The sequence below is a fragment of the Pilosibacter sp. NGB245 genome (assembly GCF_057397225.1).
The window spans coordinates 1,364,379-1,388,567 of record NZ_CM171584.1 but is presented as its reverse complement, the minus strand read 5'-3'; the positions used below and the strand labels follow the sequence as shown (position 1 = coordinate 1,388,567).

Below are 24,189 nucleotides of genomic sequence, written 5' to 3'. Positions count from 1 at the left end.
TGCCCATAAAGTTCTCTGGCCACAATAGCTTAAGCACGGAAAACGCAAAAAGATCCGCCAGCGGGGATCATTGTTATGATTCGCTGTCGGATCTTCCTTTGTCTTACCATCTCTTAGATCGTGTGAATTCTCACATACTCCCAGGTATATGTGCCGCTCTTTCCTTCATCTTCCAGGATAAACGGTGTCACTTCCTGATATCCTTCGTCTTCCATCATATTCGCTGCCTCAAGACATGACTCCAGATTATTCTCAAAATCTACGGAGATATACGGATTCTGGTCACAATCGGCCTTTCCGTCCTGATCTAAATGCGCAATTGCATACTGCATATTGATAACTTCCTTTCTTCAATATTATTTTCTGAACTGGTGTGATTATACCATATTGCCGCGACATTATCAAGCTAAAATCAGTAATAATTATCATTATTGTCAATTATGGCAATCCACTTGCAGCCTGCGGAATATCACCTCTCTCCGCTTCGCTCAAAGATCAAATGTGTTCTTGTAAGTGATACCATTCCAACACTTCCATCAGATTTTCCCGCCGTACACGTTCACCACCGCGGAGCATCATATCCAACATATCGTCTTCCTCCGCTGTGCGGTCCTTCTTACCCGCAAGTGCTTTCCCCGCAGTCCGTATCATGAGCTCCATCATCATGCGGTACATCCCATGAAGCTTATTCACATCAAAATTTCCCTGTATGGTAAAAAGCGGGCACTCCCCTGGAATGCAGTTCTTTTTCCGGACAGCGTCCGTCTGCGTTCCCGTACGTCCCATTCCGACGGCACAGACAGCCTGCACCTGATAATGCCTGACAGCCGCTGAATATCCTTTTATGGTACCTGCCATGATCCAGCCCAGGCAGATCACGTCTACACCTGGTCGGATCTTTTTTTGTGCCTCTTTCATTGAATATGCAGGAAGTCCTGTTTCCTGCGCCAGGATCTTGGCATATTGCTCTGCACTGCCGGTATTCGTAGTATAAATGATCGCCTCCATATGATTCTCCTCCAACAAATAAAAACATGCTTCGCGAGTTTCCCCTTCTTATCGCGACAACCGCCAAGGTCTCGCGCAAGCGCGGACTTTGTCTCGTTGTTCGCGTAAAAAAAGACACAATGCGGGATCGATTTCTCGATCAGCACTGCGTCTTAGCGTCTGGCTCTTTCTCTTGTTCCAATTGGGCTACCACTTCTTCCATGTGGTGGGGCATAATATTTTGTCAGCTTATACTGAACCGGATCACACATCAGGTCTCACTTGCGCTCAACCTGAACCTGGATCATATAATTTTTTGCATCGATCAATGTTTCGCTTTTACATTTCGGGCAGAACAACGGAAATGCCCTGAGTTCCGTCTCCCAAAGCAGCTGCAGACGTGTTTTTGCCCCACACACCGGACATCGGATCCAGAATCTTTCCCGCCCTGTATATTCTGTCATTTTACATCCATCCTCTCTGCTTCCATCCGCCTGATAAAACGGTCGATATGTTCCCTCAGCAATCCGGAAACTGCACTTTTTTCCTCTGCGCCGTCATAAACGCTGTAGAGCAGAAACATCGGACCATAAAACTCCAGGGCAAGCTGCATGGCAGACGCATCGCTGTCCGTCATCTTCCGAAACACCGCCGCCATATACTCCGCTGGCCCGGTCGCCAGATAATCATGATACAGCTTTTCAAGTTTCGGATTGCGATACTGCTCCAGCGTCAGCATCTTCCTGAAATTAGACGCGAACGGTTCCTCCGTCCAGTGGGCAAACTGCGCCATGCTATATGAACGGATCATCCCGATCGGCGTGTGAAGATACGCCTCCGCGAAACCATCCGGCTCCGTCTCCGGCATCTCGTACTCTTCCGCCCGCTCATAATCCATCTGATTCATCCGCTCCACGATCCTGTCCAGGATCTCCTGTTTTCCCGTGTAGTGCTTATACAAAGCTCCCTTTGTAATTCCCAGCTGCTTTGCGATATCATTCATGGAAGTCCCCGAATATCCGCTCTGCGCGAACAGCTCAAGGGCAGCCTCCAAAATTCGTTCTTTCATCTCTCCAGCCATGACCTGACTCCTTGTTTCTTGTAACCGTTCGGTTACTTTGCATTATAGTAACCAATCGGTTACTTGTCAAGAGGTTTTCATTTTATTTTTCACTCCCCTCAAACTGCAGCAGCGATAGTGCTTTCTTTGTACGAAAACAGATTTGTTGTAAATCCGGCTCTGGAAATAGATTCCGAAATATCGCATTTTATTTATTCTTTTATTTCGAACTTTCCATGACCCGGTATTGTCATACTTATGAGATTATTATATCATTATGGAAGATCCTGATATGAAAATCAATGAAAACGTTTATTTATATATGCGTAGAAAGGAAAACAAAACATGGACATGAAACGTAGAAGAGACATGCAGATCGCGTACATCGCAGATCAGAGTGTCATGGAGGAAATGGCAAAATGCAGAAAGATCCTGCAAAAGCTTAACTTTGCAGACCGCTCCGATTTTGATGAGATTTCGGAGACAGTAAAAGAACTTTTAGGGAAATCCGAAAATGCCTGGATCAATCCGCCTTTTTACTGCGATTACGGCTCCCATATTGAAGTCGGGAAAAATTTTTATGCCAATTACAACTGTACGATCCTGGATGTCGCAAAAGTAAAAATCGGTGACAACTGCCAGATGGCTCCGAATGTTGCGATCTATACAGCCGGACATCCGATCCATCCGGATACCCGCAATTCCGGGTTCGAATACGGGAAGGAAGTTACCATCGGGGACAATGTCTGGCTGGGCGGAAATACCGTCGTGTGTCCAGGCGTCCACATCGGAAATAACGTTGTGATCGGCTCCGGAAGTGTTGTCACAAAAGATATTCCTGACTGGTCGATCGCTGCCGGCAATCCCTGTCGCGTCATTCGCAGGATCACCGAGACCGACAGAAGAAAACTGTTCCATGAGGAGGAGATCGATGAGGAAGCATGGGAGATGATATGTGCGCAGAACAAGTGAGCCTATGAAAAAGTCTGTAACAAGATCATGAAGGGCAGGAAGTTCAAAAGGAAATCCGGATGATCTATCATCCTCGTATCAAACCATACAGACTCACTCCGATCATAACCACTGCAAGTCCAACAAACACCGAATAAACCACCTTGCTTCCCCTGGATTCCGTATTTCTAATGCAAAACACAAGATAACAGATCCAGACAATATAAGCGACAAACAACAGGCCGCTCATATAAAAAAACATCGCCAAAAAGAACAGAGTATTAACCACCTTCATGCCATTCTCAGAAAAAAGGATCTCTTTTATTTTCCTCATAGTCCTCACCTCCATAAATTTTGCCGATGTATCCTCTCTTTACCAAAGTTTCATTCAATAATCGATAAAACCGCTCCAGTTCAAGATCCATCTATGATCAACCGTGTTCTGGACTTTCGACAGTTAAAATGTGCGTTGTTAGACTCATAAACAATAATCAAAGTGCTGTCATTAACTTTTGATCATTTATCTAATATCCCACTTCTATACTTAAAATTAAATGGGAAATAATATATCTCAGTCGTGTTTTTTCCTCCTATTGAGTTCCATATATAAATTTTGTATGTGAAACTGGAATAGACAATAGTCCCGCCATCCTCAAATACTTGTTTACTCCATGGAAAAAATAAAAACCAGGAAACAATAAGAGTTATTACTACCGTCCATAGTATACAATGTTTTTTCATTTTGTCCCCTCCATTTCCCTTTGATTTTGTGTACCAGTGTACAGGTTCTCCATTCATATCACGATCAAACAGCTTTTATGGTGATGCGTTTTTTCTTCTTTGCTCATCTATCAACCATACTATTTATGTATTGAATAATTACCGCGTAATCTCCTATTTTCCAGACCGAATGTTGAAATGGAAATTCATTATTCAAAATAATAATTAAACCTGAACTTTTTACAGTATAACGAACACTTCGCTTGCCAGAATAGTCAATATTATAACTTTGTTCTCCTGAACGTGATTGCGGAGTTATGTATATTTTCTTTGGGGTTATATCCTTTATTAATTGAGTAAGTCCGCTTCTTTCTTCTGTCAAAGTCTGGTTGTGATAGATTCCTTTATAATCATACCATTCAATGGAAATGGTATCAGAATCATCAAGCCAATTTCCTTTTAAACTCATGTTATTCCAAAGCAAATAAACTATCAGTAGGCACAGAATAGATATTAATGCAATTATGCGTATCTTTTTAATCAGGATCATCTCCATTCTTTAAATGGTGAGTATCACGTTTTCAAGACTAGAAGTAACGACATAATGATTAGGATACTGCGAAAATGGTTCATCACCAGGCAGAAATATAATCTGCATAAACTAGCTCCTTGTAATATTACAAAAAGTAATTACTTTCTTTATTACTGTAATGTGATATGCCCTAACACCCATTCAATGTATTGATCATATTCTTTTTCTATATTAACCACGAGTAATTTATGATCTACTACCATTGCATAACAGTCCGACCAGTCATATTTTGATCCCGGGCAATAATATGTGGAATTCCCTCTAATATCTTTTTTCGTGAATATGTCCGGATTGCTTTTTATTACAGCGTTCAGTTGTTCTTCGCCATTGTCCGAATCATATGTTGCCAACTTTACCTGAAATCTATCGCTATCTATCTCACATTCATATGTTACTGCCGTATAGCTCTTTGCCACAGAAACAGTTTTATCTACTGCGCTGAACGATCCATTATCTAAATTGCTTTCCTTGTTAAAATTAAGCACAAAAATATCCATGCTGTTGTTTGCTGAAAAATCCTCTATAGAACCATACTCTGTGTTTACTATAGATTCTGTGATATTCTCATCTTCATCTCTTTGAAATATTTCAGATAACATCTGGGTATTGTGCGCTCCTACACCAGTTAATGTTAATCCCACTGCTAGAATGAAAATAAGAATAGATTCTGCTATGCACCATTTATCTTTCGATAAGACTGTTTTAAATTCAGGATATGTTCGCTTTAAATGGTATAGGCGAAAAATACCGGCTATGAACCAGATCACCGCAACCCCAACAATACTATTGGATAAAAAATCACCTTTTATTATTTCTAATGAGAGTAAAATTTTTTTTATATACAGGCTCACCAAGATACAGCACATCCCAAAAAGAAAAACTCTCCATGTTTTTATTGATTTATCCATAATAGTGACCTCCTTATCCGGGGGCATTCATCTTAACGGGGCTTTGTTAATTATATTTTTCCTCTGTCTCATTCAGGAACCGATAAAACTGTTCCAGTTCAGAATCGATCGATTCATCCATGACATATTTCTGCCTGTTCACTGTGATGTTTTCCCCGCAAAAAATAATATCATATTGATATGTTTCCGTTGTTATAATGGCTCTTTTGCTCCAGCCAGATGAGTTGATGATTGAAAATACAGGTTTCTTTTTTCTTTCATTAAACAGACTCGTAAATTCTTCGATCTCCTGCCGGTCTGTTATTCTCTTTTTATAAGGTGGGGATACGAGTATGATCTCGGTGACTTTTTCTGCGTTTAAATCATCAAGCTTAGTTATTTTTCCAACAAAAACTACTATGCCTATGATGATCAGAACAAAAATGATATATCTTATTTTAATTTTCTTCTTGCTCATACTGCCTCCCCTCCGGGTGACTGAATAAACATACGGCTGTCAGGAAACCAACTATCGAAAATATATATACATGTTTGGGATATATCGTAAAAAAGGCATACTCGAATGTTGTGCCAAGCGAATGTGGCACAAATGGATGAAATTGATGCACGATCATCGCTCCCGTTGCAAGTACATACACCCCTGCGACAGCAGTAATTAAAACTATCAGCATTCTCTGCACTTGCTTATCAAGAACAATTTTACTTTTTACGAGGATAAAATAACTTAGGAAATATCCTCCCATAAAATAAGCAATAGGATAAAAATAGAACCACCAGAATAAGATTTTCTTATAGGTAAAATTAGTCCGCACATCCTCGCGGACCTGATTGTAAAACAGTAAAAGGAACAGATCAACAGCAAATATTGCCAACATAATTTTTTCGCGTCTTTTCATTGATATCCTCCTCTCCGAGGGGCAGTCCACTTTGCGCTTTTCTCTTATTTAAATTATATTTCAATTGCTGTTTTTTTCAATATACCTCCGTATATCTTCATAATTTGTAATATATTATTTATATTTTAGTTAATTATCTGTAATTTTATGTTCTATATGCAACATCACGCCCATTTTCCGATTCACCGATACCTTTCCTTTCAATCTCTTCAAGCACCCACTCCGCCATATCACGAACCTCACAATATTCATCCTGACATACTTTTTTAATAACCGGAAGGTATTTCGGATCATAGTTATTTAACATCGCGTTCAGCGCATTCGTTTTATACCGCCACTCTTTCCCCTGCGGAATATACCAGAGTTTGGGCTGCACGACGGATCGCAGCCAGCTGTATTCCGCCAGAACGATCTCTGTATCCGTAAAATGGCTGCTCCACGCTTCGAGTTCTGGGAATTCTTCTGTATCTTTCCATGCTTTTCTATTATGGGGCCATGCATCCTGGCAGGCATCGCAGCCGTAGATCCATTTTTCGAATTTGTTCTGCAGCGGTTCCGTCCTTAGATCCCAGCCATCCCATGTTGTCAGGCAGGAAACGCAGGTGTTTCTGCACATCATGTACGGCGCTTCCAATGATTCTGTCGGACAGGATCGCATGCACAGGTTACATTTCTCAGCGCATGGTCTGATCTGATTCTCCACAATGTACTGAAGCGGCTCATCAATTAAAAAAGCCTCCAGATACTGATAAGACCCTTTCTCGGTATAAAAGAAATTGTTTTTTCGTATGATTCCAATTCCCGCCTTCATTCCTGCCCACCGCAGAGCTGTAATTCCAAAGTCTCTGTCAGTCGCCACCTGAAGACCGCAGTCTGCAAGGTATTTTTCAAATGCCACGCTTGTCTTATAACCTTCTGAATCTGTATGTCTTCTTCCGTCTGTCAGATAATATTTTGCAACACGGCCTTTCATTCTTTGTCCCCACCTAATTTCTTTTTCTTCCAACTGAGTTTGCCACCGGCAGCTTCCGGTGACAATAGCAGTAAAAAAGTGCGTTCTCACCTCATAAGCAGCTTTACCAGTTCTTTTTTTCTTTGCTGCTGTCATGCTGCGATTTGCGCTCCTCAACCATTTTTACAAACCACTCCACCATTGCTGGATCCTGATGTGAGAAAAAAGCACTTGTGGCAGTATCCATCTGTGAAATCTGGTTCATATCATTCTCATCAAGCGCAAAGTCAAATACATTAAAGTTTTCAATCATACGTTCTTTATGTACAGACTTCGGAATTACGATCACACCTCTTTGGATATGCCAGCGGAGCATTACCTGGGCTGTTGTTTTTCCATATTTCTGTCCAATCGTTTTCAGGACTTCATTCTCAAAAAGACCGTTTCTTCCTTCGCCAAATGGTGCCCACGCTTCCAGCCGGATATCATATTTGTCTGCCCATTCTTTTAATGTTTTCTGCTGGTTAAGGGGATGCGTTTCCATCTGATTTACCATTGGCTTAATATTTGTGAAGTTTGCAAATTCTACCATGCGGTCTGTATAATGATTGGAGATACCGATTGCATGGAGTTTTCCTTCTTTGTACAGTTCTTCCAAAGCACGCCATGCGCCGTAAGTATCACCAAACGGCTGATGCAGCAGCATCAGATCCAGATAATCTGTACGCAGTTTTTCCACAGATTCCAGCACAGATTTTTGCAACGGTGTACAAAGGGAACATAATAAAAAACTTAATAATGGACTGCCAATCTTACACAAAGTACCGCCCAAACGAGACTACGGGCGGTATTTTTGTATCATGGCGGAGAAAGGAGGAACTTCCCACGGGGGCTTGACTGAAAAGTTGAGCCCCTTTTTTCATGCCAAAAAACAGGAGGTAAATGCTTATGGCAGATGATAAAACCACAAAAACGCCGGAACAGCCGGTAACGGATAGCGGGCCGGGCAAGGAAACACCGCCTAATCCCCCAAAAGAGCCGGAGAAGGTTTCCGTTTCCCCGGAGCCGGAAAAAAAGACGGAACCAGAGGTAAAGACCCCACAGGTTTCTGTCTATAACTTCGCTGAAATTATGAAGGAAAAGAAAGCCGAGGAACGAGCGGCAGCTCCCGGCGTGGAAAAGCCTGACCCGGCAAAAGCGGAGAAACCGGAAAAGCAGCCGGAGGCTCCGAAAAAAGCAGAGGAAAAACCCAAAGAGCCGGAACAGCCGAAGCGCCGGGGCCGTCCCCCGAAAGCAGATAAGGACAAGGACGCAGCCTCGAAATCCAAAGCTCCCGCACAGAAAACGGAAAAGGCGGTCAAAAAGGAACCGGAGAAAAAAACGGCTCCAACGGTACAGGCCGCTCCCGCTCCGAAGGAACCCGAAAAACCGAAGGATGCTCCACGCCGGGGCAAGGAGCAGATCGTCTATATCAAGCTGAACGAACTCCACGCCTTCAAGAACCATCCCTTTGAAGTCCGGGACGATGAAGAAATGCGGGCTATGGTGTCCAGCGTTAAGGACAAGGGCGTGACCCAGCCCGCTATCGTCCGTCCCCGTGAGGATGGCGGCTATGAGATCGTGTCCGGCCACCGCCGCCAGAAAGCCAGCGAGCTTGCCGGATATGCGGATATGCCCTGTATCGTCCGAAACCTGACAGACGATGAAGCCATCACGCAGATGGTCGAGGATAATCTCAACCAGCGTGAAGAAATCCTCCCCAGTGAGCGGGCCAAAGCCTTGAAAATGCAGCTTGAGGCTATCAAGCACCAGGGCTCCCGCACTTCGGGCCAGATTGACCCGAAGGACGCAGGAAAACGCTCCAACGAAATTGTGGCCGAGCGTAATAAGATGGCGGTCAAACAGGTGCAGCGGTATATCCGGCTCAATGAGCTGGTTCCCGACTTGATGAAGCTGATGGATGAAAAAAAACTGGGCTTTACTACGGCGGTGGAGCTTTCCTATATCGGCAAGAAGAACCAGAACTATATCGCCGTTGCCATTGACAGCCAGCAGTCCTCGCCTTCACAGGCGCAGGCAAAGCGTATGCGGGAACTGGACGAAAAGAAGCTGCTCAACGGGGATGTGATCGACGGCATTATGATGGAGGACAAAAAGGAGGTAGACAAAGTGATTTTGACAGGTGCGGAACTGAGCAAGTATTTCGGCAAGGAAACTACGCCGAGGGAAATGAAGGACCAGATCATCAAGCTGCTGGACGACTGGAAGGGTCAGCAGAAGGAACACGAAAAACCGGAGAAGAAAACCGAACAGGAAAAGTAAGCTAAAACTTCGGGTCAGCATGGCCCGAGGATTGCGGGGCTCTGCCCCGCGCCCCGAAGCTCTGGAGATATAAATGATTCCCCGTCGCCAGTTATTCCGTAGCATAGCCGGGAAAATCAGTCAAGGGCAGCGCCGCCGCAGGCGGTGCCAGAGGCACCCTTGACGGATTTCTCCCGGTTATGCTTTTTCCCGGTCAAGCGACGGGGATATAAATTCTCCAGAGCCGTTCCCCTTCCCGGGGGAAGGGGCGGAGGGATTGGGCGAACTCTTGCTTTTCCCTAAACCAAAACAGAAATGGAGGCTCAACCAATGAAACGACCTTTAGCGTACCTGACCGCCGCATGGAGCGGCGAGCCGGATGTTGATATGGAGCTGGCGGCTCACTACTGCCGCCTTGCTTATGAGGCGGGCTTTTCCCCGATCTGCCCGCTCTTGTACCTGCCGCTGTTTTTGAATGACAGCGTTCCCGAGGAACATAAGGCCGGGATTGATATGCGCCGGGATATGCTGCGGCGTTCTCATACCCTGATCGTCTGCGGCAGCGTTGTGGACGAGGATGTGAAAAACGATATTGCGGTTGCCGGACGGCTGGGCATTGCGGCGACAACGCTGGAAGGGGTGCTTGCCGTGAAGGGACACGGCACCCCGGGCCATGCCGGACATTAAGCTGGGGAGCCTTTTCGACGGGATCGGCGTGTTCCCTCTGGCTGCTTCCCGGTGCGGTATCCGTCCGGTCTGGGCCAGCGAGATTGAAAAAGCGCCCATCTCCATAACCAAAAGGCACTTTCCCGATATGGCGCATTTGGGAGATATTACGAAGGTGGACGGCGGGAAAATCCCGCCGGTCCATGTGATAACCTTCGGTTCCCCCTGTCAGAACCTTTCTCTGATCGGCAACCGCTCCGGCCTTGCCGGGGCAAAATCAAGCCTGTTCTATCAGGCGTTTCGTATCATACAGGAAATGAGGGATGCTACTGATAACCTATATCCAGCTATCGCTGTTTGGGAAAACGTCATGGGAGCGTTTTCTACAAATGACCGGATGGACTTTAGAGCCGTCCTATCCGCCTTCTCGGACACCGAAGTTCCAATGCCTCCTTCGGGAAGATGGGGAAATGCCGGAATGGTGCGAGGGGGAACGCCTGATGTGTGCTGGCGGCTCATGGACGCCCAGTATTGGGCAGGCACCCGAAGGCTGGCACGAAGGCAGCGGATTTTCGTCGTGGCGGATTTTGGAGGCAGACGTGCCGCAGACATACTATTTAAGCCCCGTCCAATGCTCCCACTTCCTCCGCCTTGCGGAGAGGGCGGGCGGGCCGCCGCCGAAGGAGATCGAACAGCTTCTTTTGAAACAGGGCGGCAGATACCAGTCATCCACCCCTTTCAGTGCTTCCGTATGCGGGGAGCGGCAAAAAGGCAGGAAGAAACGGCCTTCCGAAACAGCTTCGGATTACCAACTGACCCTTTTCCCACTCTTTTAGCCAGTGACGTGACGCCCTTCGCCTTCTGGTATGAGGGCGACCCGGAGGGCGGCTGTATCCGTTTTCTGACGGAAACGGAAAGCGAACGGCTGATGGGGCTGCCAGAGGGCTGGACAAAGTACGGGGCGGACGGCGTGGAGATCCGGCCTCTGCAACGCTACAAGGCGCTGGGGAACGCGATTGCCCTCCCTTGCGCCGATTACATTATGGCCGGGATCTATGAGGTGCTGGCTGACCGGGCCGGAAAGGAGGAATGAGCCCATGTTTGAAGCCTATATAACCAACACCGCCCTGTACCCCTTGATGGGGATTGAGGTAGGGACAACGGTACATTTCCCCACGACGACACAGGAGTTGCAGGCCGCCCTTGCCAAAATCGGGATAGACGGGAAACGGTACAGCGAAGTGTTCTTTACCAGCTTTGACAGCGATGTGCTGGGGCTCTACGATCATCTCTACGAATGTGAGAACATCGACGAGCTGAACGAGCTGGGCCACGCCCTGCTGGAAGTACGGGATAAGGGCGGACTGGAAACCTTTGAAGCCGCTCTTGTCTTGGGAAACCACACACGGAGCGTGAAGGATTTGATAAACCTGACGCAGAACCTTGACCTTTACCGCTTTTACCCGGATATTTCCGATGATGAAGGGCTGGGCCGCCTTTACGCCGACGAGCTTGGGACCATCGACATACCGGAGCACATTCAGAACTACTTCGATTATGAAGCATACGGGCGGGATGTGCGTATCAACGAGGGCGGCGTATTCGCTCCCGGTGGATATGTGTCGGCAGTCCCGGAGGGCTTCAAGGAGTATTACCACGGGCCGCAGGACATTCCGCCGGAACACCGGATATTTGCCTATCCTGAAAAGGCCGAACCTGTCCACTCCATTCTCGTTGCACTCAAACGGTTTCAAGAAGCCCCGCCCGCTCCGAAAAAGGACAAGGCGGGGCCTTCCCATGAAGAACGGTAGGACTTCGGGCCAGCATGGCCCGAAGCATGAAGGAGGTGCATACCATCAACTATTACCCTATCAATGAAGGAGCCGCCCGCCGGGCAAAAGAAATGAACAGCTTTTCCGACTACAAGGAAGGGAGCGCAACGGCGGAATACCGGGCAATGGTGGACAAGGCCGCCGCCATAGCGGAAAAGCAGAAATCCCGGGTGGCCCCCATGTACCATGAGAAGATCGACCATTTGTTAGACACCTATGCCCGAAAGCTGGCTGAAAACATGAACCAGGGCTTTGCCATTGACGCAAGGGTTCCCTCTGTGATGATCGCCGGACCTGCCAATTTCCCGGTGGGGAAGAAGGAAAAACAGAACCGGGCCCGGGACAGCAACATGGAGGAATGGCAGTATATTCAAGGGCTGCTGGATAAGATACGCAGTACCGGCATGGGCGGGATCAGCGCCGATGACCCGGCAGCGATTGAAAAGCTCCAGAAGAAGCTGGACGGGCTGGAACGCTCCCAGCTCATTATGAAGGAGGTCAACGCCTATTACCGCAAGCATGGCAAACTGGATGGCTGTGCGCTGCTGTCGCCGGACCAGATCGAAAAGCTGAAAGCAAGCATGGCGTCAAGCTGGCGGAGCGACCCGAGGCCCTTTGAAAGCTACCAGCTTACCAACAACAACGCGGAGATCCGCCGGGTAAAGGCCCGTATCGAACAGCTTTCCAAACAGGCACAGCAGGAATTTTCCGGCTGGGAGTTCGATGGGGGTCGTGTGGAAATGAACCGGGAGGACAACCGCTTGCAGGTGTTCTTTGACGGAAAGCCTGACGCGGACACCCGGGCCGAGCTGAAAAGCAGCGGCTTTCGTTGGGCTCCCAGCGTGGGTGCATGGCAGAGGCAGCTCACGGACAACGCCATCCGGGCGGCTGACCGGCTGGAATGTATCAAGCCGCTGTCCGGCGAAAAGCCCTCCCAGCTTCAAAAGAAGCCCTCTATCTTGCAGACCATGCGGGAACAGGGCGAAAAAGTCCAGACGGAGCCGGAAAAGAAAGCTCCGTCCGGCAGGGATGCCGAGCGGTAAGCCTCGGGCCACATTGGCCCGAGGCTTTCTGTTCCCCGAGATTGTACGGGGGCCTCCCGGATAGCGGGAACCCCGACGGAAAGGAGGTTTTATGCAGGAAGAAGTAAACCAAAAAACGGTTGCCCTTTCGATCAGGACAACGAAGCTCACGGGAAAAGTGCTGGCTGCCGCTCTTGGGAAGGTGGTGCGGACGCTGCAAAAGCACCACCGGAAGGCGCTGACCCCACAGGGACGCCAGAGTGTGAAAAAGCTGATGAACCACTATGGCGGCAAAAGCGCCATGCCCTATGTGGGAGCCCCGAAGGATTTTGACCGGATCGCGAAGGAGTTCCATGTGGACTACGCTTTCCATAAAGTGAGCCCCGGCCATTACCTGCTGTTTTTCAAAGCCAATCAGGCGGACGCTATCACGGCGGCCTTCCAGAAGTACAGTGCAAAGGTGCTGGACAAAGAGCAGGACAAGCCTTCTATCCTCGGCCAGCTTCGGAAATTCACGGAGCAGATCAGGACGCAGGCAAAGGAGAAGCAGCGGACCAGAGAGGCGGTGAAGGACGGACGTTGAGTGACAAGATCAGAAAATATGTGCTCCCCAACCTGCCGTACCTCTTTGTGTTCTGGTTTTTTTCCAAAATCGGGACGGCCTACCGGACTGCACCCGGCACAGACTTCGGGACAAAGCTCATGGGGATGCTCGACACCTTCCCGAAAGCCTTTGAAACCTACTGGCCGGGGCTGGGCGGTATTGACCTGCTGGTGGGCCTTGCCGGTGCGGCTGGGATGTATCTGCTGATACAGTCAAAGATCAGGAAGGCAAAAAAATTCCGGCGGGATGCGGAGTACGGCACCGCCCGCTTTGGAACAAAGGAGGATATAAAGCCGTTTGTAGACCCTAAATTTCAGAACAATGTCATTTTAACCGGGACGGAGTTCCTTACCATGAACACCCGTCCGAAGGTACCTGCCAATGCCCGGAACCTAAACGCCTGTGTCATCGGCTCGTCCGGCTCGGGAAAGACAAGGTTCTGGCTGACCCCGCAGCTCCTTCAAGCCCATTCCTCGTATGTGGTGGTAGACCCGAAGGGCGGCACCCTCGACCAGTGCGGGCGGTTCCTGCAAAGGGAAAAATACAGGGTGCGGGTGTTCAACAGTATCGACTTCTCCAAATCCATGCACTACAATCCGCTGGCCTATATCAAGACGGAAAGCGATGTTTTGAAATTCGTTACCGCCCTGATTGCCAATACCAAAGGCGATGGCAAGGAGGGCGACGAGTTCTGGACAAAAGCCGAAACCCTTTTGTACTGCGCCCTTGTGGCCTATATCGTCTTTGAGGGGCCGGAGGAAGAACGCAACATGAATACGCTGGTGGAAATGATAAACAGCATGGAAGTCCGGGAAGATGACGAAACCTTCAAAAATGCGGTTGACTATATGTTCGATGGGCTGGAACGCCGCAGTCCCCAGCACTTCGCTGTGAGACAGTATAAGAAATACAAGCTGGCCAGCGGTGTTGTATGCTCTAAAAGACTTCTTAATCAAGCGGTTGGGAAGTCTCTTAGAACACACAACCTAAAACCGAAGAAAGGAGCGCAAGTTATGAGAAAAAACGAGAAAATCACAGCTCTGTACGAACGACTGAGCCGTGATGACTTTGGCAAAGATGATGACCAACAGCGTGAGAGCAATTCCATTTCCAATCAAAAGGCTATGTTGGAGGAGTTCGCCGCACGGCAGGGCTTTACGAACATTGTCCATTTCACGGACGATGGCATTAGTGGTACTTGCTTTGACCGTCCCGGATTTTTGGCAATGATGAAAGAGGTTGAAGCCGGGAATGTGGAGTATCTGTGCATCAAGGACATGAGTCGCATGGGTCGTGACTATCTGAAAGTCGGTCAGATTATGGAAATCCTGCGTCAGCGTGGCGTTCGCCTTATCGCCATCAATGACGGCGTGGACAGTGCCAGAGGGGACGATGATTTTACCCCTTTCCGCAACATTATGAACGAGTATTACGCCAGAGACACCAGCCGTAAAATCCGTTCCACTTTCCAGTCCAAAGGCAAGTCCGGCAAGCACCTCACAGGCACAGTCATTTACGGCTATCTCTGGAACGAAGCCAGAGACCAATGGTTGGTTGACCCCGAAGCCGCAGAGGTGGTCAAGCGTATCTTTGCCATGACGATTGAGGGCTACGGTCCGTATCAGATCGCCAGCAAGCTGAAAGAAGAAAAAATTCTCATTCCGTCCGCTTACCTTGCCCAGCACGGCGAGGGCGTGAACAAGAATAAGACTTTCAAAGATGTGTACGGCTGGGGTTCTTCCACCATCTGCAACCTTCTTGAAAAGCGTGAATATCTGGGACACACCATCAATTTCAAGACCCGAAAGCACTTCAAGGACAAGAAAAGCCATTATGTCCCGGAGGACGAATGGACGATTTTTGAGAATACGCACGAAGCCATTATTGACCAGCAGACCTTTGACCTTGTGCAGAAAATCCGTGGGAATGTCAGACGCTACCCGGACGGCTGGGGCGAAGCAGCTCCCCTCACAGGCTTGCTTTATTGTGCCGATTGCGGCGGCAAGATGTATGTCCACCGTACCAACAACGGCAAGCGTATTTCTCAATATACCTGTTCCCAATACAGCAAAGTCCCAGTTGGAAAGCTCTGCACGACACAGCACCGTATCAATGAAGATGTGGTACTGTCCCTTGTTTCCGAAATGCTCAAAGCTATTGCCGAATATGCCAAGCATGACAGAGCCGAGTTTGTCCGTGTGGTGCAGGAAGCACAGTCCAGCCAGCAGACGGCAGAGGTCAGGAAACAGCGGACACGCCTTGCCACAGCAAAGCAGAGAGTTTCCGAGCTGGAAGTCCTGCTCTGCAAAATCTATGAGGACAACATTTTAGGCAAGCTGTCCGACAGCAGATACGCCACTCTGGACGCTCAATACGAAAAGGAACAGTCCGAGCTTACCGCTGAAATCTCTGTTCTGGAAAAGGCTGTCAAGAGCTATGAGAAGCACGAAAAGGACGCTGACCGTTTTATCGCTCTGATTGGTAAGTATGAGAACTTCGACAAGCTGACCATTGCCATGCTCAACGAGTTTATCGAGAAAATTCTTGTGCATGAGCGTGACCGCAAAGGAAGTATACAGACCACACAGGAGGTTGAGATTTACTTCAATTTTGTTGGGCGTTTCGTTCCCCCGGCGTTTGGAGAAGTGGAGCTGACCCCGGAGGAATTAGAAGAAATCCGCAAGCGAGAGGAACGCAAGGACAGACTTCATCAGAACTACTTGAAGCGTAAAGCCAGCGGAGCGCAGAAGCGATACGAGGATAAAATCAAGGAGCGGAAAAAGGCAGAAATCGAAGCCAAGAAAGCCGCCATTCGTGCAGAGGACATTGCAAAGGGCGTGTTCGTCCCTGTCAGCAGCTTACCGCAGAGAGAGCCAATGAAAGGAGTACAATCAGCATGAATATCACTTACACACAGAACGGCGATTATCTTATCCCGAACATCGTTATCCGCAAGACCAAGCCCATCGGACACTACGGCAGACTTCGCAAGGCGTATCTGGAAATGCACCGCCCGATACTGTTCAATGAACTGGTGCTATCCGACAAGCTCTTTGAACATTGTGCCGAGATTGACGAAGCGGCACGAAACCGCATGGAGCTGATCGTGCGGTCACTGGCAGAGCAAAACGGTGTGACTGAGCAACTGAAAGCCGATAATCAAATGGAATGGGTGCGGCAGATGAACGCTTGCAAGGCACAGGCAGAGGAGATTGTGAAAGCAGAATTGATTTATGATTGAGTGAGGAAGTCCGGGCAGAAAACTGTTCGGACTTTTCTCATATATTCCAAAGTTGCGATAGAATTGTTCACGAGTTTTATGGTATAATTTGAATGCGAAAAATCGTAGAATTGGAAGTTGGTAGGAGGTTGCTTTATGAGCCTTGATAGGAAAATAAATCGCATTCAATTTCTCTCAGGAAATTCGCTAAAGGTTATTGCTGTACTGACAATGCTTATTGACCATCTATGTAAAATTGTGCTGCAATGGCTGCTATCAAACTACTGGGGGGCTATGGCAGATAACGGGCAAATGTCGTGGGAGAGATTCCGAGAGATAGATTATTTCATACGGTTTGATTTGCAAAGCATTGGGACGATTGCTTTTCCGCTATTCTGTTTTTTGCTGGCAGAAGGATTCCAACACACAAGAAGTAAAAAACGCTATATTGGGTTGATGCTTGCATTTGCCCTTATTTCGGAAGTTCCATTTGACATAGGTTTCTTTAGTGCGTATTCACGAATGGAAGATACATTTCCGTTTTACTTGAAGTATCAAAATGTATTTTTCACCTTGTTTTTAGGCTTATTGACATTGGTATGCCTTGAAAGATTTTCGTGTAAATCAGACCTACCGGTGGATAGAATAAAATCAGCAGTCCTGCAAGTTCTCAGTGTAGTGCTTTTTTCCGGCATTGCGGAAGGAATCCATTGTGACTACGGTATGCAGGGGATCTTATTCATATCAGCATTTTATATTTGCCGTAATCACCGAATCTATCAAGTGTTGCTGTTCCTTTTGGCTTACATGGGGACAACGGGGAATCAACCGCCTTTATGTACGCTTCTTGCCTGCTTGCTTATTCTGCTATACAACGGAAAGCGTGGTAAACTGAAGCTAAAATACTTCTTCTATGTTTTTTATCCAGCACATATCCTTGTCCTATATTTGATTCAGATAGGACTCGGAAAATACTTACTGAAATGACTAATTGCAGTTTGTCGAGAAATTAAGCCGGAGCAAACCCCTTTAGGAACTAAAGGGCGCACTTCTATACTCTCTGTCGAGAGTAGTGCGCCCTGCGGAGCTTCATTCTCCGTCAGCAGAAGAAAACTGCATGACCGAGAATGTTGCGTCACTTCGTTCCGTCAAGGTGGCTACACCCCCTTGCGCCGCTAAAGCGGCTATCCCCTGTGGACTTGCCGTCCGCAAACGGTTTTGACAAACCGTTCGCCGCCAGCAAGTTTGAAAATCAAGAATCTTAATTTGATAAAGGAGTGTGATTCTATGAAAAAGAAATTACCCATAATCCTCTTGGGTGTTATTTTGGCTTGTGTGTTGGTTTTCGGTTTCCTTTATGCAAACAATGACATTGGTAAAACCGCAAACAGTTTAGAAGCAGACATTCGCCAATCTCAAAAAATTTTGGATGATTGGATTGTTGATGGAAGCATTTCCGACACAATGGCTGCATTTATTTCTTACCCACAGGACAAGACAGACCACACTTTTTCTGTCTATGTAAATCGCCCTGGCTTGTCTTTTGGATATTTCTTCCGTGGTGGTGGAGATATAGTTGAGGTTGATGATTACATTGCAGAGTTTGTTGTTGAGGGAAATAACGAAAGGGCATTTATCTCAATGAATACCCAAAATATTGTTCGACTTGAAGTAGATGATGGCAACGGCATTCAGGTGATTGATATTGATAGTGGCAAGCCTTTCGCCATTGTCCTGCCCCTCAATGTAGGAAACATCTGTTTCTATGATACGAATGGAAATGTTGTGGAATATCTTCGCCAACAACTTTGACCAACTTCAATTTACCGAACTGAACACAACAACTGAATACCGAAAAACTGACCGTTGACTGGTCGCAATCTGCGAAAAGTTGACGGTCTTTTTTTATCCCCATTTTCAAAAAAGGAGGTCACGAAAAATGGCAAAACCGAAAAACCTTGAACAGCTCCGAGCCGAAAAGGAACAGGTCGAGACACAGCTTGCACAGGAACAGCACAAGCTGGAGCGTCTGGAGAACAGAAAGAAGTATCTGGAGAAAGGCGAGAGACAAAAGCGCACCCACCGTCTTTGCAATCTGGGCGGCACGATTGAGAGCCTTGCCCCGGAGTTCAAAGATCTCACACGCACCGAAATGACGGAGCTGATGGAGTACATCTTTTCTCTGCCCGAAGTCCAGCGAGCCGTCCGTCACATGGCGATTACCCACATCAACCAAGCGAGCAGAGGAAAGGAGCAGAAAGCCGATGGCACTATTTCATCTGAGCGTCACGCAGACTAAGCGAAGCGCAGGACAGTCCGCTATTGCTTCTGCCGCCTACCGTGCCGGGGAGCGATTGTATAGCGAGTATTATGGCGAATACAGCGACTACACCCGCAAGGGCGGCGTGATATGCTCCGACATTCTCCTGCCGTCCCATGCACCGAAAGAATACGCAGACCGTCAGACCCTATGGAACGCCGTGGAAAAAGCCGAGCGTGGAAAGACGGCACAGCTTGCATACAGCTTTGACATTGCTTTGCAGAATGAATTTTCCCTTGAGGAAAACATCGCTCTTGCAAGGCAATTTTTATTGGAGCAGTTTGTGAGCCGTGGCATGGTGGTTGACTTCGCTGTACACCAGCCAGACAGAGAGGACGGCGGCATACCCAATCCCCATTTTCATGTGCTTTGCCCCATCCGTCCCATCGAGCAGAACGGCAAATGGGGCTGTAAGCAGCACCGAGTTTACGAGCTGGACGAGGACGGCAACCGTATCCGGGACGCAGATGGAAACTTTGTGTTTAACGCCGTTCCCACTACCGACTGGGGCAGTCCCGAAACGCTGGAATACTGGCGGCAGACATGGGCGGAGCTATGCAACGCCAAGTTTGCTGAAAAGGGGCTTGACGTTAGTATCGACCACCGAAGCTATGAGCGTCAGGGCGTGGAGCTTCTTCCCACCGTCCATGAGGGCGCAACCGTCCGGGCAATGGAGAAGAAGGGCATACGCACCGAGAAAGGCGAGTTCAACCGCTGGATCAAAGCCACCAATGCCGTTATCCGGGACATTAAGAAGAAAATCGCTCACCTGTTTGATTGGATTGCCGAAGCAAAGGTGGAGCTTGCCAAGCCGCAGGCACCCGACCTTGTTTCTCTGCTGAACGCCTATTACACCCAGCGCAGAGCCGGGGCGTATTCCCAGAAAGGTAAAATCAGCAATCTAAAGGAGATGAACGAGACTTTCAATTATCTTCGGAGGAATGGCATTTACTCCCTTGAAGATTTGGAAAGCCGTGTCAGCGAACACAGTGCTGCCACAGAGAGCTTGAAGAAAACGCTGGATGAGCAGACGGCACGAATGAAAGCGATTAAGCGGCTCTATGACAGCTCCGCCGCTTTCCAGAACTTGAAGCCTGTCTATGACGGCTTGCAGAAAATCAAGCTTGAGAAGCCCAGAGCCAAGTACAAGGCAGAGCATGAAGCGGAACTGATACAGTTCTACGCCGCCAGACGAAAGCTGACCGGGGAGTTCCCAGACGGCAAGGTGGATATGAAAAAGCTGTCCGACGAGTATGACGAGCTGGAACAGGCGCACAACACCACCTATGGCGAGTTTAAGACCGTCAGAGACGATTTACACCGCCTTTGGAAGGTCAAGTCATGTGTAGATACTGCCGCCCGATTTAACGAGCGTACAGAGGAACAAAAGCTCCAAAATCGACCCCAAACACGACAGAAAAAGGAGGATATGACACGATGAAAAAATACGACTGGAAGAACGAGTACAACCCCATCCGCAGAACGGCAAAACGCCTTTTGAGCGGAGAAGCTTTGACCGATGGCAGACCGCTTTCCGACCTGATCGAGCTGGACGAACACACCCGGAAATGCCTTGCCTTTGAAGCCACCCTCACCGACCGCCAGATTGATATGTTGCAGGAGCTGGGCTATCTGCCTGTTATCATGAGACAGTACGGCGAGGAATGTGCGAACTGCCCCTACACGCTGGACGAGCGTGAGCATGGCATTTGCAGACGATGCGCTGTTTTCAAGAAGTAAGGAGGACGCCCATGCAGTACACCCAAGCACAGATCGACCGGGCAAACGCCGTCAGTCTGGAAGATTTTCTCCGCACACAGGGAGAGACACTTATCAAAAGCGGACGGGAATACCGCTGGAAAGAACATGACAGCCTGACCGTCCGGGGAAACAAATGGTTTCGCCACAGCCAGAGCAAGGGCGGTTATCCTATTGATTTTGTCATGGAGTTTTACGGCAAGTCCTTTCCCGAAGCAGTCCAGCTCTTAACCGGCGAAAGCGCCGAGGGACAGAGCGAAGCCAGCACAGCACCGCCCACAGCGTTTCACTTGCCCTTGCACAACAGGACAGCCGACAGAGCAATCCAATATCTCACAGAAAGCCGAGGTCTCAACAAAACGCTTGTTGAGGCTTTTCTTCTTTCCGGGGATATTTACGAGGACGCAAAGCGGCACAATGTTGTGTTTGTCGGCAGAGACCGAAGCGGTACGCCGAGATACGCCCATGTGCGAGGAACGGCAGACCCATTCAGACAGGACATTGCCGGGTCTGACAAATCCTATCCGTTCCACTATGAGGGAAACGGCAACCAGCTCTTTGTCTTTGAAGCACCGATTGACCTTTTGTCCTTTATCTGCCTTTATCCGCAGGACTGGCAGACAAGGAGCTACCTTGCCCTGGGCGGCGTTTCAGGCAAAGCCCTTGACCGTTTTCTTTCTGAACGCAAGGACATCCGAAAAGTGTTCCTCTGCCTTGACAGCGACACCGCAGGAAGTGAAGCCTGCACCCGGCTGGCACAGGACATTCCCGGCGAGATCGCCGTCATTCGCCTTGTCCCGGTAAGGAAAGACTGGAACGATGTTCTCCGTCAGCAAGGGGACATTCCCAGCCGCAAATTCATAGCCGAGACAATCACGCTGCGAGAGCTGCCCACCGCCCAGCCTGTCCCCATGCTCCGCATGGCAGATGTGGAGCTGACGAGCGTGGATTGGCTATGGTTTCCGTATATCCCCTTTGGAAAGCTGACAATTATCCAGGGCAATCCCGGCGAGGGCAAGACCTACTTTGCCATGCGCCTTGCGGCGGCTTGCACCAATCGAAAGCCTTTGCCCGGTATGGAGACACTTGAGCCTTTCAATATCATCTATCAGACCGCCGAGGACGGTCTGGGTGATACCGTCAAGCCCCGACTGATAGAAGCAGACGCAGACCTTGAACGAGTGCTTGTCATTGACGATAGAGACACACCGCTGACCCTTGCCGATGAACGCATAGCAAGGGCAATCCGGGAAAACAGCGCAAGGCTGGTTATCATTGACCCGGTACAGGCTTTTCTGGGTGCAGATGTGGACATGAACAGAGCAAACGAGGTGCGCCCGATATTCCGCAGTCTGGGAGACATTGCACAGGCTACCGGGTGCGCTATCGTGCTGATCGGACACCTCAACAAAGCCGCAGGAACGCAAAGCACCTACCGGGGATTAGGGTCTATCGACATTACGGCGGCAGTCCGCAGTCTGCTCTTTATCGGCAAGCTGAAGGACAGCCCCACAACGAGGGTGCTGATCCATGAGAAAAGCTCCCTTGCGCCGCCCGGACAGTCCATTGCCTTTTCTCTGGGAGACGAGAAAGGGTTTGCGTGGATAGGAGCTTATGACATTACCGCTGACGAGCTTCTTGCCGGGACGGACACCGCCAAGACCGAGAGCAAGACCGCACAGGCGCAAATGCTCATTCTGGAACTGCTTGCGGACGGAAAGCGTATGCCGAGCGCAGAACTGGAAAAGGCAGTCAATGAGCGTGGGATTTCCTCACGCACCATGAGGACGGCAAAGAGCCGTATCGGGGACAGACTTGTGACCGAGAAAGACGGCACAGCATGGGTCTGCTATCTCCGAGACTGACAACAGGAACACGGCAAGCATGGCAAAGACGGCAAGGTTTTTATAGATACCTTAATGTTGCCGCCTTGCCTTGTTCCCTCATACCGACACCGCTCGATGATGAACAGTCACCGGGCATTTTTCATTTACAGGAGGATTTTGAATGAACAATACCGCAACCAACACCGCCACTTGCCCGACTGTCAGAAAGCAGATCGGCAAGACAACCTATATCGTCCGTGTCCATTTCAGCCAGACCGCAAAAGAGACGATGGAGGACAAAATCAAGCGTCTGCTCCGTGAGGAAGTCCGCAAAATGTGACTTCTTTTTGAATTTGATGAAAAAGTCCTTGACTTTTCGTCTCTGGCAAGACAGCTAAAAGCATACTGATTAGCTGCGGAGCCAGACTTGCCCCCTTTGACATTCCCCAGCTTCGGGAGATCATGTCCTATGACGAACTGGAGCTTGATAAGCTGGGGGATGAAAAATCAGCGCTGTTCTTCCTTATCAGCGACACGGACACCACCTACAACTTTTTGGTTGCCCTCGCTTTTTCGCAGATGTTCAACCTTCTGTGTGAACGGGCTGACAATACCTATGGCGGGCGTCTGCCCTACCATGTGCGGGTGCTGTGGGACGAGGCTGCCAACACCGGGCAGGTGCCGGGGCTGGAGAAAATTGTGGCTGTCATCCGTTCCCGTGAGATCAGCCTGACACTCTTTTATCAGGCTATGAGCCAGTGCAAGGCATTGTACAAGGACCATTCTGAAACCATCATGGGCAACATGGACAGTATCGTGTTCCTCGGAGGTCGGGAGGCTTCCACCCTAAAGGATATTTCGGAAAACTGGCTGGGCAAGGCCACCATCTCCATGCAGACCGAAGGCCGGAGCCGGGGGCAGTCTGAAAGTTACAGCCAGAATATGCAGCGGCTTGGCCGGGAGCTGATGACTACCAGCGAGATCACCACCATGCCCGGGGATAAATGTATCTTGCAGCTTCGGGGGCTCCCGCCCTTCCTGTCCCCGAAGTATGACTTGAAAAAGCACCCGAATTACAAGTACACAGCCGAATTTGATAAAAAGAAAAACGCCTTCCGCTTGGAAAGCCTGTTCCGCCACCGGCCATTGAGACTAAAGCCGGAGGACGAATACACGGTGTACGAAGTGGACGGCTCCGACACGGACGAAGAAGCTGACCTGTTGAACTTCGATGATCTGGACAGCGACGAGTTCGTGTAACTTCGGGCCATGATGACCCGAAGCGCCGCCGATGTGGGCGGCTTTTTTTGTACCCAAAACCATCAAACAAACAAAATGGAGGAACGTATATGGAATTTTTCAATCAGGCAATCGACATTCTTAAAATTCTGGTCATGGCTCTTGGCGCCGGTCTGGCGGTGTGGGGTGTCATCAACCTTCTGGAAGGTTACGGGTCGGACAACCCTGCGGCAAATGCTCATGTGCGGTAAAGTAATAAAAAGATTTAGGTAGCCGCCTTAACTATTCCTAAATAAGATAATATGCACAGTATTTTCTCGTAAATAGAAAATAAA

At 48.7% G+C, this 24,189-nt stretch carries 26 protein-coding genes and 2 pseudogenes; 18 read left to right on the top strand and 10 right to left on the bottom strand.

What is annotated here, in order from left to right:
• Positions 1-113 precede the first annotated feature (113 nt).
• The 4 genes from ACXMYH_RS06360 to ACXMYH_RS06345 form a co-directional block, all read right to left on the bottom strand.
• Positions 114-332 (bottom strand): hypothetical protein, encoded by a 219-nt coding sequence (locus ACXMYH_RS06360; protein WP_118297799.1) that lies wholly within the window; start codon positions 330-332, stop codon positions 114-116.
• A 163-nt stretch (positions 333-495) separates the two neighbouring features.
• Entirely contained in the window at positions 496-1,008 is a 513-nt protein-coding gene (locus ACXMYH_RS06355; protein WP_405579782.1) for a hypothetical protein, read from the bottom strand.
• A gap of 257 nt (positions 1,009-1,265) precedes the next feature.
• Complete coding sequence (locus tag ACXMYH_RS06350) at positions 1,266-1,451, bottom strand: cysteine-rich KTR domain-containing protein (protein WP_118297797.1); 186 nt, start codon at positions 1,449-1,451, stop codon at positions 1,266-1,268.
• Positions 1,448-2,068, bottom strand: coding sequence for a TetR/AcrR family transcriptional regulator (locus ACXMYH_RS06345; RefSeq protein WP_486555723.1), 621 nt, complete (start codon positions 2,066-2,068; stop codon positions 1,448-1,450). The genes ACXMYH_RS06350 and ACXMYH_RS06345 overlap by 4 nt, the downstream gene beginning before the upstream one ends.
• A gap of 324 nt (positions 2,069-2,392) precedes the next feature.
• Here ACXMYH_RS06345 and ACXMYH_RS06340 point away from each other — a divergent pair, with 324 nt between their 5' ends.
• Positions 2,393-3,019, top strand: a complete 627-nt coding sequence (locus ACXMYH_RS06340) for a sugar O-acetyltransferase (RefSeq protein ID WP_486555722.1) — start codon at positions 2,393-2,395, stop codon at positions 3,017-3,019.
• Between the two features lie 823 nt (positions 3,020-3,842).
• Here the strand turns inward: ACXMYH_RS06340 and ACXMYH_RS06335 are convergent.
• The 6 genes from ACXMYH_RS06335 to ACXMYH_RS06310 form a co-directional block, all read right to left on the bottom strand.
• A complete protein-coding gene (locus ACXMYH_RS06335; protein ID WP_486555721.1) occupies positions 3,843-4,187 on the bottom strand; it encodes a hypothetical protein in 345 nt (114 codons plus the stop codon).
• A 233-nt stretch (positions 4,188-4,420) separates the two neighbouring features.
• Positions 4,421-5,218 (bottom strand): hypothetical protein, encoded by a 798-nt coding sequence (locus tag ACXMYH_RS06330; protein WP_486555720.1) that lies wholly within the window; start codon positions 5,216-5,218, stop codon positions 4,421-4,423.
• A gap of 46 nt (positions 5,219-5,264) precedes the next feature.
• The gene (locus tag ACXMYH_RS06325; protein WP_405579774.1) at positions 5,265-5,675 is read right to left on the bottom strand and encodes a hypothetical protein; all 411 of its coding nucleotides are present in this window, start codon (positions 5,673-5,675) and stop codon (positions 5,265-5,267) included.
• Complete coding sequence (locus ACXMYH_RS06320) at positions 5,656-6,114, bottom strand: hypothetical protein (RefSeq protein ID WP_486555719.1); 459 nt, start codon at positions 6,112-6,114, stop codon at positions 5,656-5,658. The genes ACXMYH_RS06325 and ACXMYH_RS06320 overlap by 20 nt, the downstream gene beginning before the upstream one ends.
• Before the next feature lie 145 nt (positions 6,115-6,259).
• On the bottom strand, positions 6,260-7,087 hold the full coding sequence (locus tag ACXMYH_RS06315; RefSeq protein WP_486555718.1) for an epoxyqueuosine reductase: 828 nt from the start codon (positions 7,085-7,087) through the stop codon (positions 6,260-6,262).
• 103 nt (positions 7,088-7,190) lie between these two features.
• On the bottom strand, positions 7,191-7,805 hold the full coding sequence (locus tag ACXMYH_RS06310) for an aldo/keto reductase (RefSeq protein ID WP_486555717.1): 615 nt from the start codon (positions 7,803-7,805) through the stop codon (positions 7,191-7,193).
• Positions 7,806-8,008: 203 nt separating this feature from the next.
• On the opposite strand from ACXMYH_RS06310, the gene ACXMYH_RS06305 reads away from it, so the two are divergent.
• The 17 genes and pseudogenes from ACXMYH_RS06305 to ACXMYH_RS06225 all read left to right on the top strand — a co-directional run.
• The gene (locus ACXMYH_RS06305; RefSeq protein WP_118530126.1) at positions 8,009-9,388 is read left to right on the top strand and encodes a ParB/RepB/Spo0J family partition protein; all 1,380 of its coding nucleotides are present in this window, start codon (positions 8,009-8,011) and stop codon (positions 9,386-9,388) included.
• A 309-nt stretch (positions 9,389-9,697) separates the two neighbouring features.
• On the top strand, positions 9,698-10,054 hold the full coding sequence (locus ACXMYH_RS06300; RefSeq protein WP_009901612.1) for a DUF7768 domain-containing protein: 357 nt from the start codon (positions 9,698-9,700) through the stop codon (positions 10,052-10,054).
• Positions 10,041-11,126: a DNA cytosine methyltransferase gene (locus tag ACXMYH_RS06295; RefSeq protein ID WP_107001185.1), complete on the top strand. Its 1,086-nt coding sequence runs from the start codon at positions 10,041-10,043 to the stop codon at positions 11,124-11,126. The genes ACXMYH_RS06300 and ACXMYH_RS06295 overlap by 14 nt, the downstream gene beginning before the upstream one ends.
• 4 nt (positions 11,127-11,130) lie before the next feature.
• Positions 11,131-11,844: an antirestriction protein ArdA gene (locus ACXMYH_RS06290; RefSeq protein WP_107001184.1), complete on the top strand. Its 714-nt coding sequence runs from the start codon at positions 11,131-11,133 to the stop codon at positions 11,842-11,844.
• A 26-nt stretch (positions 11,845-11,870) separates the two neighbouring features.
• The gene (locus tag ACXMYH_RS06285) at positions 11,871-12,908 is read left to right on the top strand and encodes a hypothetical protein (RefSeq protein ID WP_227589682.1); all 1,038 of its coding nucleotides are present in this window, start codon (positions 11,871-11,873) and stop codon (positions 12,906-12,908) included.
• Between the two features lie 91 nt (positions 12,909-12,999).
• A complete protein-coding gene (locus tag ACXMYH_RS06280; protein ID WP_107001182.1) occupies positions 13,000-13,470 on the top strand; it encodes a PcfB family protein in 471 nt (156 codons plus the stop codon).
• Positions 13,467-16,391, top strand: a complete 2,925-nt coding sequence (locus ACXMYH_RS06275; protein WP_486555716.1) for a DUF4368 domain-containing protein — start codon at positions 13,467-13,469, stop codon at positions 16,389-16,391. Before ACXMYH_RS06280 ends, ACXMYH_RS06275 begins: the two co-directional genes overlap by 4 nt.
• The gene (locus tag ACXMYH_RS06270; protein WP_033119194.1) at positions 16,388-16,732 is read left to right on the top strand and encodes a TnpV protein; all 345 of its coding nucleotides are present in this window, start codon (positions 16,388-16,390) and stop codon (positions 16,730-16,732) included. The genes ACXMYH_RS06275 and ACXMYH_RS06270 overlap by 4 nt, the downstream gene beginning before the upstream one ends.
• A gap of 135 nt (positions 16,733-16,867) precedes the next feature.
• A complete protein-coding gene (locus ACXMYH_RS06265) occupies positions 16,868-17,698 on the top strand; it encodes a TraX family protein (RefSeq protein ID WP_025483373.1) in 831 nt (276 codons plus the stop codon).
• 300 nt (positions 17,699-17,998) lie between these two features.
• Complete coding sequence (locus ACXMYH_RS06260; RefSeq protein WP_015516227.1) at positions 17,999-18,523, top strand: hypothetical protein; 525 nt, start codon at positions 17,999-18,001, stop codon at positions 18,521-18,523.
• 127 nt (positions 18,524-18,650) lie between these two features.
• On the top strand, positions 18,651-19,010 hold the full coding sequence (locus tag ACXMYH_RS06255) for a DUF3847 domain-containing protein (RefSeq protein ID WP_055191773.1): 360 nt from the start codon (positions 18,651-18,653) through the stop codon (positions 19,008-19,010).
• Complete coding sequence (gene mobQ / locus ACXMYH_RS06250) at positions 18,976-20,472, top strand: MobQ family relaxase (RefSeq protein WP_215684634.1); 1,497 nt, start codon at positions 18,976-18,978, stop codon at positions 20,470-20,472. The genes ACXMYH_RS06255 and mobQ overlap by 35 nt, the downstream gene beginning before the upstream one ends.
• Complete coding sequence (locus ACXMYH_RS06245; RefSeq protein WP_024729653.1) at positions 20,469-20,771, top strand: hypothetical protein; 303 nt, start codon at positions 20,469-20,471, stop codon at positions 20,769-20,771. The genes mobQ and ACXMYH_RS06245 overlap by 4 nt, the downstream gene beginning before the upstream one ends.
• 11 nt (positions 20,772-20,782) lie before the next feature.
• Positions 20,783-22,654, top strand: a complete 1,872-nt coding sequence (locus ACXMYH_RS06240; protein ID WP_117861105.1) for an AAA family ATPase — start codon at positions 20,783-20,785, stop codon at positions 22,652-22,654.
• Between the two features lie 142 nt (positions 22,655-22,796).
• Positions 22,797-22,955, top strand: coding sequence for a transposon-encoded TnpW family protein (locus ACXMYH_RS06235; RefSeq protein ID WP_006428300.1), 159 nt, complete (start codon positions 22,797-22,799; stop codon positions 22,953-22,955).
• A gap of 41 nt (positions 22,956-22,996) precedes the next feature.
• Positions 22,997-23,875 (top strand): annotated as a pseudogene (locus ACXMYH_RS06230) (VirD4-like conjugal transfer protein, CD1115 family); the annotation flags it as partial.
• A gap of 89 nt (positions 23,876-23,964) precedes the next feature.
• A pseudogene (locus ACXMYH_RS06225) lies at positions 23,965-24,093 on the top strand (Maff2 family mobile element protein); the annotation flags it as partial.
• Between the last annotated feature and the right edge of the window lie 96 nt (positions 24,094-24,189).